The sequence below is a fragment of the Neptuniibacter sp. 2_MG-2023 genome (assembly GCF_030547495.1).
Classification (GTDB): Bacteria; Pseudomonadota; Gammaproteobacteria; order Pseudomonadales; family Balneatricaceae; genus Neptuniibacter.
Map to the genome: position 1 here is coordinate 106,062 of NZ_JAUOQC010000001.1, position 12,149 is coordinate 118,210.

The window sequence follows — 12,149 nt, forward strand, 5'->3', positions numbered from 1 at the left end:
TCAACTCCAGTTTTTACGCTGTTGGATTAACAAAATCAGGAAGAACGGAGCGCCCAATAGCACCGTAACTAAACCTACGGGAAGTTCCGCAGGCTGTACGACAAGACGGGCTAACAGGTCGGAACCCATCAGTAGAACAGCACCTAGCAGAGCTGATAAAGGCAGTAGGAAATGATGGTTCGGCCCTGTGGCTAAACGAACCAAATGAGGCACAACTAAGCCAACAAAACCGATAATGCCTGAACAGGAAACCGCCACACCAACACCTATAGCGGTAAGAATAATCATTTGTAACTTTAGCTGCTCAACATCTATACCTAAGTGACGCGCCTCGGGTTCACCTAAAAGTAACGCATTTAAAGCTTGGGCCCGACGCTGAAAGGCGATCATTAATAGCAGCATTGTTGTAAAAGCTAGCCATAAGTTAGCATCACTCGCACCGGTTAATGAACCCATCTGCCAGACATTAAGTTCACGTAAACTGGCATCATCCGCAAAATAACTTAAGAAACCGATAGCAGCACCGGCGAAAGCGGATATAGCGACACCGGCCAGTAATAATACTAATACGGAGGTGCCATTTTTTGATTGCGCTAAACCATAGACCAGCAAAGTAGTGAGCAAACCACCAACAAAGGCCATCGTAGGGATTGTCCAACTTCCCCAAACAGCCGGAAACACAACAATCGCTAAAATAGCGCCCACCGCTGCTCCAGAAGAAACACCGATAATGCCAGGATCTGCCAACGGATTACGAAATAAGCCCTGAGCAACCGCACCGCATTGGGCCAATATGGCCCCGACAAAAATAGCTAATAATAATCGAGGTAAACGAAGCTCTAAAACAACAACCTGCTGATAACCTTCTAGTTGACTGAAATTAGCACCAAAAAGGTCATCTACAACAATCAATAAACTATCGTATACCGGTAAATTCATCGCCCCTAACACAAGTGATAAGAGTGCACAGGCAATCAAAAGACTCGCTAATGCTAAGGCGCATACTGAAACGGACCTTTGCATCAATTATTTTCCTGACGAGCAAGAATTTGCGGATTAGATAGCTGCTGAGTTAAACGAATCGCTTCATTAATAGCCGATACACTCAAACCAGCAACTAAAGCGGAACCATTCACGGCCACAATACGTTTATTTTTGACCGCGGGTGTATGAGCGAGTACAGGATTAGCCGCAAGCAAGCTTTGTACTGCATTCTCTACATCACTACCTGCAACGATAATCACAGAGGGTTTCATTTCAAACAGTGATTCAGCCGATATATTTCGGTAGTTTTTAAAGTCAGCTACATTGCTAGCTTTCATTAATTCGATAAAGGAATGGCCCGTTGTCCCCTCTCCTGCTAAACGTAATTTACTATCATCCATAGATAATAAAAACGCTACGCGCTCCCCCGATAAGTTCACCTTATCAAGTGTCGCTAGTTTTTGATCAATAGATTCAAGCAAAGCTTGCCCCTTTTCCTTCTGCTCTAAAGCCAGAGATAGCGAACGTATATTGTCACGAAGTTGTTCACTATTTTTTGCACTGCTTAACTGTACAAATTGAACATCTGCTTGCTTTAGTGCTGTCACAACGGATGAAGGACCTATATGTTCACTCCCTATCACTACCGATGGATTTAAACTCATTAAACCTTCAGCAGACAAAGTGCGGTGATAACCAATATTGGGGAGTTTAGGATACCCCTCTGGCAGCTTGCTAGTCACATCTACGGCAATCAGGTCATCTTCAAAGCCAAGAGCAAAAATCAGCTCAGTAACACCCGCATCAGTACTAATTAAACGCTGTTCATCCGCTGCATAAACTGAAACAGGTAACGCAATTAATAGGATAAGTTTCATCCAGTTCACGACTGAAAACCTATTCTTTTTTTGTGTAAATAATCGAAACGGCAAAGAGATCATGGCTGTGCGTCTTCCATTAAAATTTGAGTGTTAGTTATTTGCTGCTCATTGAGGAGGGCTAAAAGTTTTAACAAAGGTTCGACGTCTGAATCACGGGCAGCAGCAATTGAAAGTGCCCGATCTTTTTGATCTGCAATATTTACCAACAGCGCCTGTTTAAATTCGGCCCATTCATAAAAGCGATCTTCTCCAATTGCATAGATGGGAGATTCATCCAACAAACTAATGGTTAACGGCGTAACCGCTTCGGAATGGTGACTAATATCACTATCACTGTCTGGTATATCGACCGGCAAGGAGAGCAAACGCGTATTCGCAGTTAACAGTAAAAAAACCACCACTATAAAAATAATATCTATCAATGGGGTGAGCTCTACACTGCTATTTATTTGGCTCTTCTGCTGTACACGAATCATTTTAACGCCTCAGTGCAAACACCTTCGATCCGAAGATTACCTACATTAAGTACTTGCTCGGTCACTGCTATCAATTTATCCACCCAAAGCTGAAAGCCATGAGCCCCAATGACCGCGGGAACAGCAATAATCAAACCAGCGGCTGTTGTTTTCATTGCGATTCCTAGTCCTTCGGCCATCATAGATGGGTTAATCGGTCCTTGGTGATCACCTAAGGCATCAAACACTTGAATCAGACCAATCACAGTCCCGAGCAGCCCTAACAAAGGTGAAATTAACGCGATAATTTGGAGCATACGAATACCATGGCTCAGTTTTCGTTGTCTGTTATGCAGCCATATTGCCGCTATATCCGTCCTCATAACCCGTGATTGATCTGCATGTTGATTAAGTAGTTCCATCCCAGCACTAGGAAGGCTCCGCTGAATGCTGTGATAACAAAGCACAGCTATACGCTCAAGCAATATCAAAAGAGTAAGAACAGAGCAGATTAATAATGGGATTCCTAGCGGCCCCAAATACTGTTGCGTTAAAACAAGGATATTCATAATTTATAATCTTAAAACCTATAAAAACGATCAGTTAAGCGAAAAAACAACTGGAATCCTGACACGTGAAGCGATGCGGATACCGTTCCTTTCATAAGGTTTGAACTTCCACTCGGACACAGCTTTTAAAGCTGACTTGTCTAACAAAGCCAAACCTGAACTCTGAGTAACCTCCAGCTTTGACTTGTTACCTTTTTCATCCAACCAAATATCTAACCAAACAGTGCCTTCTTGACCTCGCTTACGCGCAACCGCTGGGTAGCGAGGCGGCTTAGGCTGTGCCGCAAAAACAGGCTTAGTAATAATTTGCTCGCTCACTTCCATCTGATCACTTGTGCTCCGATGGGGAGGATTAGCCTCTAGGTCTGTGTGGGATTGAGTATCTGAATTAGTCTGTACCGATGATGACTCAACCGTTTTAGCATCAGGGTTTACCTGCTTAATACTCGGTTCCACCTTAGCCACTGAGGTACTGGCTAGCGCTTCACTCTTATTTTTGAGAACGGAGGATGGCTTTAAAACCTCTTTCGATACTGGCTGTGTAACAGCCGGTTTGCTTGTTTTCTTTGTTACTTTATTTGCGACTACAGGCGCCTTAGTGACCTCTTCTTTAGGTACAGGTCTATCCGCTGTTGTCTCAGGCTTAGGCTCTGTATGCCTTAATACCTCTTGAGCAGGCAAAGAGTTAACTGTTTTCCCCTGAGTAGGTTCAGGCTGTGGCCGACTAAACGAGATCGCGAGCGATAGCTGACTACCTTTCCCCGAGGCCTCATCCATAAAGCTCGGTTTTGCCAACGCAGCGAAAGCCCACTCTTGCAGCAAAATAAGTGCACTAATGAATAGCACTCGCCAGCCAAGTAAACCCCATTTTCTCTTAACCAACTGAGTCATAAATACCCGTTACCTAACCCTATAACCTTTGCGCAAAAAAGCGCCCGATGATTCTTTAAGACTAATAATGACCGCCATAATAAAACAGGACAAAACCTAATGCAAATACAAGTCATTATCATTTACATTATGTTTATTAAATAGTAGCATCCCCTCAATCAGGACCTAGAGAGATAGAAAAAACTCCAAATTTAACGAGCTAGCCATTGCTGATAACGCTATATGCAGCAAGCTAGAAAACTCAATTCTCATTGACGTAATAGGGGAATTCATGAAACCTAAACCTTTAGCGGTGCTCATCAGTAGTATTATTTCAGCTCCAGCAATGGCCGATGCTGTTGATAACAGCCCAGTCTTTAATGTCGGTGAAGTAGTTGTCAGCGCAACCCGAATGGAACAAAAATCTGATGAGGTTTCACGTCCAATCACCGTTGTTGATAAGGAAACAATCGATAGCATTCAACCGCAGTCGGTCGCTGAAGTCCTAGCGAATGAACCTAATATATTAATCGATGGTGGCTCTCGCCCTGGCTTCCAGACTATCAACATACGAGGTTTAGGTGACAATCGAGTATTGCAAACCGTTGATGGTGTTAGACAAGATTTTGAATCTGGTCATCGAGCCAGTTACTTCTTAGATCCAATAATACTGAAATCAGTTGAAGTCGTTAAAGGGCCGGCAAGTACTCTTTGGGGATCTGGCGCTTTAGGGGGTGTAGTTGCACAAAGCACCATTGACGCAGCAGATATTTTAGAGGGCAATGCAGATGTAGGCGGCCTAATCAAAAGCAGTTTTAACTTTAACAATGACCAATTAACGACAACAGCCGTTGTCGCGGGTCGCACAGACTCCGTCGATTGGTTAATTAGTGGTTATGGTCGCGATTCTAATAATATCGAAATGGGTAACGGCGAGCCGTTAGAAGACTCGGCTTCAGAAGATCAAGGTGCTTTAGCTAAGATTGAATGGCAAATTAACGAAGATCAATCCATCGCTTTTAATGCGCGCCACGCAACGGTTGAAGGTGGAGTTCCTTCTAATGGAGCATCCCAAGTCAACGGCAGTAGCGTTTTTCTTATCGACAAAGATCAAGTTAACAACAGCCTATCTGCTGACTATAGAATCAATACAGAATCACCACTACTCAATGCACAGATAATGGCTTACTGGAATAGTGTCGATGTTGATGAGTCTCGTGTGAGTGATGGGCGTATAGATAACACTGAAAAAGACACATACGGCTTAAACCTTAACAACCTGTCACAGTTTGGTGATATCACACTGCTTTATGGGGTTGATGGTTCACATAGTAATTTTTCCGCTGAACGTAGTGGCGCCGACCGTCCAACACCTCCTGATGCAGACATTGATATCTGGGGCGCTTTTGCCCAAGGTATTATCCCTCTATCAGATAAATGGTCTGTAGAATTAGGCGCCCGTTACGACTACTTTTCAGTTACAGCTAACAACTTAGATGATAGCCGCTCAGATAATGAGCTGTCCCCTTCTGCTGCACTGGTCTGGAAAACAACTGATAACCTAGAACTCACCCTTCGACATGATAGAGCCTTCCGAGCGCCAACAGCTGAGGAGCTTTACAGTACAGGCACTCACTTCTGTATGGGGCCAGGTATGTGTAATACCTTTATACCTAACTCTGATTTGAAAGCTGAAAAAGCAGCCAATACCGAATTACTGGCTAAGTTAAAGATCAATAACGCTTGGACATTAAAAACATCCATCTTTGAAAACCGGGTAGATGACTTTATTGAGCAGACCGTATCGATGAATCCATTCCCCGGTAACACTTATTGGGAAAACGTTGATAAAGCAAAACTACACGGATTTGAAGTGAGTGCCGTATATAGCCAAAACAATGTCAATTTGGCATTAGGTTACGGACAAACCCGAGGTAAAGACCTAGCAACAGGTGACGCACTCAACAACATCCCAGCCGATACTTGGTCTGCAGACCTAAGTTCCAGCTTCCTGAATGATCAGCTAAAAGCAGGTGTACGAGTCCTACATGCTGAAGAACAGAACTTATCTACAGGTGATGTTTATGATGACTACACTATCACTGACCTCTACGCCGCTTGGCAGCCAGCAGCTCTCAAAGATTTGACCATAAACCTCACGGTTAATAATGCAACGGATGAATATTACCGTCGCGCATGGGCTGAAATTTATGAAGCGGGTCGCGAAGTATCTTTAGCCGCCACATATAAGTTCTAAATAAAGGCATTTAATTAACAGAGCGACTCTCACCTTTGAATCGCTCTGTTAATTTCCAACTTAGAGCATAAAAACTAATGAATAAAGAAGACTCTCAGTCCCTAAATACACAACTCCCTGGTGATCAAGCTGAGGCCCTGTTGAGGGAGCTAGCAACTTGGGGTAACACCACGACTATTATTTTACATGCTGGGTCTGTATTTGAATTTAAAGGTATATTTCCAAAGGGTGAAATTGGCCATGGTTACTACAACCTAACAGGCCCCGTTCCTGGCTTTCATGGACATATAAACCTAAACAGCATTCACCATATAAACTTCCAAGATAAGCCTCATCGAGGTCAGGAAAGTTACGCCTTCAATTTCCAAGATAAAGACGATAGCAACATTTTCAAAGTATTTTTAGGACGAACAGAGGATGGTGAATTAATAGCCGACCAAGTCTCTCGTTTTAAACAAATAAAACAGCAGTTTAGCTTAAAAAAAGATTAGGAATTTTCCATGAGCAACGATTTATTGCAAACCCGTGTACAAGAAGAAGTCTTAACATTTATCAATAGCCGTCGAAGCTTACAGTTAGCGACTGTAGGAAAAAATGGCGAGCCTTATGCCTCATATTCCCCCTTCGCAATTGGCGATGATTGTTTATACGTGTTACTGAGTGAAATGGCCGTACATGCGACCAATCTGCAAGAAAACTCCGTTGCGGCTGTGATGATTATTCAGGATGAAGACAGCGCCAAAGAGTTGTTTGCACGTAAGCGTGTTAATTACTCCATAAAAGCTGAACTTCTCTCATACGACAGCCAAGAATGGAGCTTCGGCATCAATACCTTAGCTGAACGTCATGGGGATCGAATTAATAAACTTAGCCAACTGTCTGACTTTAAGCTGTTTAAATTAACCCCCACAGGCGGCCGATACGTTAAAGGGTTTGGTAAAGCCTACACTTTAGCAGGCGATGGTCTAACCGGTAACGAAGTACAGCATATGACCGGTGGACATACAAAACGCAACGCGGCATAAGTAGATTGGCCGGTTTAAACAAAAAGCGAGTAGCGTCCTGCCACTCGCTTTTTTAAAATCAGTTCTTAACCTGCATCAAACATAACTTGATCCGCCGAATCCCACCACCCCTGTGTTGCATTTGTACCTTTTGATGACTTTGACGGCAGTTGCTGAACGGGCTGAACTTCCGGTTGTTGAGCTCGGTTATTCAATGCTTTATTTTCTTCCTTAAAAAAACGCGGTTCTGGTTTCTCTAAGTCAGGAAACCCCTGATTATGTTGTTGATAAAAACGATTATTACTGTTTTCTAACTCTTGGCTGCTAGACGGTGTATTCAAAATACGCGGTGTAATTAACAGCACCATTTCAGTTTCCTCTTCCTGTTCAATCGTACTGCGAAAAGCAGCACCTAAAACCGGCACATCGCCTAAAAAGGGAACTTTACGTTCGTTGTTTGAAACTGTGGATCGAATTAAGCCACCTACTGCAACGGTCAACCCGTTTTGAGCCGCGACTATACCTCTTAGGCGGGAGGTATTAATTGTATCTATAGAGAGATTAACTACATTACCTGTGCCATCAGTCACAGGAACAGTCCCACCACCGGGATTCAAGGTTGAACTTTCTTGTTCTAAATCCAACAGGACAGATCCATCTGAGTTGATACGTGGCGTGATCTTTAATGAGATACCAATCTCTCTGAGTTCCGTTTGCGTCTCAATATAAGCGGGTGAAATAACAACACCACTATCGATGGTCGCGGGGTTATAAGTAAAACCCCGCGTCATTATATTTTCTTCCCCAATAAAGAGATCCGCTTCACGATGGTTAGACGCTAAAATCATCGGATTGGACAAGACTTTTAAACGCTTATTCTCTTCCAAAAATTCAATATTGGCGCGTAAACGGTCATTAAGATATTCATAAAGGAATGAGCCTGAATTTAATAATCCATTATTACCAAACGAGATCGGTGTTAATGAATCATTACTGCCGAAGGGTACTAATTCAAAATTAAAAATAGAGTTAAAATCTTCACCTAAGGAGATACTAAGAATTTTCATCTCCAGCATCACTTGCGGAACAGGAATATCCATCTGCTTAACCAAACTAGCGATGGAGGCAAGTACCTTATCATCATCAGTTCGCGCAATAATCATATTATGCTCGTTATTCACCGTCACATAGATAGGCTGAGGCTGTAAGGTGACCGCCTGTATTTTATTAGGATCTAACGGCATAACGCTGCTATTGCTGCTTTCCCGTGCAAGCTGCTCGATCTGAGCTACTGAAAATTCAGAGGTATCAGCATTACCGTTGCTACCATAGCGCTGCTGTGACAAATTGCTTGAAGAACGACTTGAAGAGCGACTGGATGTACTTCTTGAACGACTGCTGCTTCGGCTCGATGTGGATGTAGACTGCCCTGCTTCAATACCTAAAGATAACTCAACACGATCGCCATAAAGATCTTCAATCGCTTGGGCAACAATTTGCACATTCGCATTACGTAATCTAAACACCTCAATCCGTTGACTCTCTCGTACAACTAGATCGCGCGTATATTCTTCTCTTCCCATGATTCGATAGGTATGAGTATCCTCATCATAGCGGTACCACAGATCACTAATGCGGCAGATCGATTTAATTGCATCAATCTCTGAAACATTTTTAAGATGTATAGTAATGCTTTTATTAATCGCACTCGGGGTCGCTATAATATTGGACTGTGATAATTCAGATAGCACCCTAACCACATCGCCTAAACGGGTTTCAGAAAACTCTATCTCAGAAATTTTAACCGCCGCCGAAGCATTTAAAGTCACGGCAAGCAGTACAGTACTGATTATTATCTTGATATTACCCATTAGCGAAGCACCTTCATCTGCCCCAAAGTACCCGCCTCAATAGTGAGACTTAACCTTGAAATCTTTGTTATTCTTATTGCATGCCTAGGGTTGGTTGGATCAATATTAATCTCATCCCCTACCGTCACCATGTGAACACGATCCCCTGCGACTTCGATCAATGCCATAGGTGGGAGGCTTTTTCCCCTATCTACATAACCTTTAAACAACAGCACCGGCACCTTCACGTCATCAGGCATACGTCTGAAACCACGACCAAAGGTATTCAGCACCCCATTAATACCACCAGCCTCCTCTGTATTTTTAAGTGTTTGTGGCTCACTAAAAGGGTCACGCATCACCAAGATTTCCTCTGCATGCGCGGTATTAAAAACAACCAACATAATTAATAAAAAAATCCGATTCATAAAACACCTAACCCGATACAGCAAACATTGATTTAAAGAAGCCATAGTAGACATATCCGACAATCCCACCGATCATCAGAATTGATATAGGCTCCATCGCAGCGGCCAACGCTTTTGTAATTGAACGCACCCGCTCCTCATAAAAACTACCAGCATCTTGCATCACCTGTACCATATTCCCGGTACGTTCACCCACCAGCGTCATCTCTTGAATAAGCCCTTCAATATGAGGTTTACGAAAGCTTTTCCCCATATCATCGCCACACAAAATATCCTCTGCTGCTTGAGATATATCCCGAGCAATCATTTTGTTATTAATCAAAGAGCTAATAATCTGTAACGACTGCACAACAGATATGCCACTTTGCAACATACTGGTTAGCCCCCAAGTAATCTGCGACATTGAGCTAGCTGAAATCATCTTGCCTATAAGCGGCATCTTCAGAAGAATCAGGTCTAGAAACAAACGCCCTTTGGGCTGCCTATAGGTAATAAAAATGGAAACTAAGATGGCAATGATGCAAACGATAATCAGCCACCAATATTGATGAATAAAATTAGAAATACCCATCATCTGCAGCATCTCGGGTGGCGGAACGCGACCCGTTTTTGCAAAGAAAGCAGCAAACTTAGGTATGACAGTAGACATCAAGAAGATGAACACACCCACCGTCATAAACAGCACAACCGCAGGGTAGGTCATGGTGGAAATTAATTGGCTTTTAATCTCCGCCTGACGCTCCATAAAACTCGCGATACGTACTAACGCTGGTTCTAATTCACCACTAGCTTCTGCGCTGCGAATCATATGCAAGGCTAAAGGCGTAAATATAGCTTCATGCTTTTCCATCGCTTGGGAGAAGGATCGGCCTGCGCTAATTTGATCATTCATATCATCAATGATCCGAAGCATTCCTCCCCGCTGTATTCCCCTTAATATATTGAGCCCTTCAGTCACCGAAAGCCCAGAGCGAAGCATTAACGCAAACTGCCTAAAGAAAAATATTTTTTGTGAATTTTTAATCGGTAGAAGCGCACTGATCTCATCCAATAAACCAACATTCGGCTTATTCTTCTCGTTTTTAGATGTACTTTCATGAATATCGGTAATATAGATACCTTTATTCTGCAGTTTGGCGATTGCCGCATCATGGTCGACCGCCGAAATAGTGCCACTGCGAGCATCGCCCGATGTGCTAATACCGTTGTAGGAGAACTTCATCTACCCTCCTCCACTAACCTATGCACTAAACCTAAATGCTTCAGCTCATCTAATGTAGTTAACCCCTGAATCACTTTCTCACAGCCATCATGGGCTAGGCTGACATAGTATTGCGCATGCTTACGTAACTGTTGTTCGTCAGCACCCTGGGTAATTAACTCACGAAGGAGATCATCCACCCACAAGGTTTCAAACAGCGCGATCCTACCTTTAAAACCTGTGCCATCACAGAGAGAGCAACCCTGAGGATGAGAAAGCATCACCACCTGGTCGGTTTCCTCTATACCTAAAGCATCTAACTCAGCTAAGTCGGCCTCCATCTCTAACTTACAATGCTGGCAAAGCCTTCTCGCCAAGCGCTGGGCTACAACGCCTTGTAAACTAGAGGCGATCATAAACGGCTCTAAGCCAATATTTTTAAGCCTTGTTACACTGGCAATCGCCGAGTTAGTGTGCAAAGTGGATAAAACCATATGACCTGTAGTCGCTGCTTTAAGTGCAATTTCAGCCGTTTCTGGATCACGTATCTCCCCCACCATAATCACATCAGGATCATGACGCAGAAAACTACGTAGCGCCGAGGCGAAATTTACTTTGGCATTCATCTGTACTTGCGAAACCCCCTCTACGACCATCTCCACAGGATCTTCAGCCGTAAGAATATTCGTACTTTCGGACTTTAACTGAGTGAGAGCGGCATAGAGTGTTGTAGATTTACCACTACCGGTCGGCCCTGTAATAAGAACGATGCCATGGGGTTGCGCAATAACACGACTAAACTGGCGTAAGGTTTCAGATGACATACCCAGTTGGGTTAAGGTCAAGAGCTGATTATCTGTCCCTAATAGTCGCAGTGTAACCCTTTCCCCATGCTTGGTTGGCGCAGTCGCCACCCTCATTTCAAACTCTATATTGGAAGGTGTTACATAATCAGCGCCGCCATCTTGAGGCATGCGCGTTTCCGCAATATCCAGATGGGACATTACTTTAATACGACTAACTAAAGAGCTGCCTTCAGCTAGCGAAAAACGCTTACCATACTGCTGTAAACGTCCATCAACCCTAAAACGAATCAAATAAAATTCCGCCTGAGGCTCAATATGTATATCCGAAGCGCGGTGCATATAGGCAGAATTTAATAGCTGCTTAAATGATTCCACCGCATCAAACCCTACTTCAGGGGTGTGTATCTCTAGATCTATACGTAAGCAGCTTTCGAAGGTTTCCGGATCGGTTACACAGAGCTTAATATCAGTTTTAAAAATCCGTTGTACTTGCTTCTCCAGTGCAGGGTTTTCAGGCGAGTCAGTAACAACATATATCGCCTCATCTTCATTAGATGCAACCTCAATAGGTAAAATACGCCACTGACGAACAAGACTTTGAGGCACTAAATTCAGCTGTTTCTTATTAATCCGAACCTGCGATGAACGAACAAAAAGTAATCCCTGTTCGCTGGCATAAGCATGATAAAAGCTACTTAGAGATAAGCGCTGCTGATAGCAAAGTGCAGTCACCTCATCCAACTGAAAACGACGAGCATTTAAACGCGCCTCTGTTTGCTGCTCAGGGGTTATAAGACCTTGATTTAATGCTGCCTCAAGCAGACCTTTTCCTCGAATCGCCATA

The 12,149-nt window shown here is 43.4% G+C and carries 12 protein-coding genes; 3 read left to right on the forward strand and 9 right to left on the reverse strand.

Annotated elements, in window-relative coordinates; translation table 11 throughout:
• Genes Q4486_RS00500 through Q4486_RS00520 form a run of 5 tightly spaced genes read right to left on the reverse strand, consistent with a single transcriptional unit; the run spans position 1 to position 3,780 of the window.
• A complete protein-coding gene (locus tag Q4486_RS00500; protein WP_303416508.1) occupies positions 1 to 1,023 on the reverse strand; it encodes an iron ABC transporter permease in 1,023 nt (340 codons plus the stop codon).
• Complete coding sequence (locus tag Q4486_RS00505; protein WP_303416598.1) at positions 1,023 to 1,862, reverse strand: hemin ABC transporter substrate-binding protein; 840 nt, start codon at positions 1,860 to 1,862, stop codon at positions 1,023 to 1,025. Before Q4486_RS00505 ends, Q4486_RS00500 begins: the two co-directional genes overlap by 1 nt.
• Positions 1,863 to 1,921: 59 nt before the next feature.
• Positions 1,922 to 2,341 (reverse strand): biopolymer transporter ExbD, encoded by a 420-nt coding sequence (locus Q4486_RS00510; RefSeq protein WP_303416507.1) that lies wholly within the window; start codon positions 2,339 to 2,341, stop codon positions 1,922 to 1,924.
• The gene (locus Q4486_RS00515) at positions 2,338 to 2,889 is read right to left on the reverse strand and encodes a MotA/TolQ/ExbB proton channel family protein (RefSeq protein ID WP_303416506.1); all 552 of its coding nucleotides are present in this window, start codon (positions 2,887 to 2,889) and stop codon (positions 2,338 to 2,340) included. Before Q4486_RS00515 ends, Q4486_RS00510 begins: the two co-directional genes overlap by 4 nt.
• A gap of 30 nt (positions 2,890 to 2,919) precedes the next feature.
• Positions 2,920 to 3,780 (reverse strand): energy transducer TonB, encoded by an 861-nt coding sequence (locus tag Q4486_RS00520; protein ID WP_303517567.1) that lies wholly within the window; start codon positions 3,778 to 3,780, stop codon positions 2,920 to 2,922.
• Between the two features lie 271 nt (positions 3,781 to 4,051).
• On the opposite strand from Q4486_RS00520, the gene Q4486_RS00525 reads away from it, so the two are divergent.
• The 3 genes from Q4486_RS00525 to Q4486_RS00535 all read left to right on the forward strand — a co-directional run bounded on the left by Q4486_RS00525 (position 4,052) and on the right by Q4486_RS00535 (position 7,041).
• Positions 4,052 to 6,016: a TonB-dependent hemoglobin/transferrin/lactoferrin family receptor gene (locus Q4486_RS00525; RefSeq protein WP_303517569.1), complete on the forward strand. Its 1,965-nt coding sequence runs from the start codon at positions 4,052 to 4,054 to the stop codon at positions 6,014 to 6,016.
• 77 nt (positions 6,017 to 6,093) lie between these two features.
• On the forward strand, positions 6,094 to 6,507 hold the full coding sequence (hutX, locus tag Q4486_RS00530) for a heme utilization cystosolic carrier protein HutX (protein ID WP_303517571.1): 414 nt from the start codon (positions 6,094 to 6,096) through the stop codon (positions 6,505 to 6,507).
• Positions 6,508 to 6,516: 9 nt separating this feature from the next.
• Positions 6,517 to 7,041, forward strand: coding sequence for a HugZ family protein (locus Q4486_RS00535; RefSeq protein ID WP_303517573.1), 525 nt, complete (start codon positions 6,517 to 6,519; stop codon positions 7,039 to 7,041).
• Positions 7,042 to 7,106: 65 nt separating this feature from the next.
• Here Q4486_RS00535 and Q4486_RS00540 read toward each other — a convergent pair whose 3' ends face one another.
• From Q4486_RS00540 to Q4486_RS00555, 4 genes are read right to left on the reverse strand one after another with little or no spacing between them, the layout of a single operon-like run.
• Positions 7,107 to 8,891, reverse strand: a complete 1,785-nt coding sequence (locus tag Q4486_RS00540; RefSeq protein ID WP_303517576.1) for a type II secretion system protein GspD — start codon at positions 8,889 to 8,891, stop codon at positions 7,107 to 7,109.
• Positions 8,891 to 9,298 (reverse strand): hypothetical protein, encoded by a 408-nt coding sequence (locus Q4486_RS00545; RefSeq protein WP_303517578.1) that lies wholly within the window; start codon positions 9,296 to 9,298, stop codon positions 8,891 to 8,893. Before Q4486_RS00545 ends, Q4486_RS00540 begins: the two co-directional genes overlap by 1 nt.
• A gap of 7 nt (positions 9,299 to 9,305) precedes the next feature.
• Positions 9,306 to 10,520 carry a type II secretion system F family protein gene (locus Q4486_RS00550; RefSeq protein WP_303416499.1) on the reverse strand — a complete coding sequence of 405 codons (1,215 nt, stop codon included), beginning with the start codon at positions 10,518 to 10,520 and terminating at the stop codon, positions 9,306 to 9,308.
• Positions 10,517 to 12,148 (reverse strand): GspE/PulE family protein, encoded by a 1,632-nt coding sequence (locus tag Q4486_RS00555; protein ID WP_303517580.1) that lies wholly within the window; start codon positions 12,146 to 12,148, stop codon positions 10,517 to 10,519. The genes Q4486_RS00550 and Q4486_RS00555 overlap by 4 nt, the downstream gene beginning before the upstream one ends.
• Between the last annotated feature and the right edge of the window lies 1 nt (position 12,149).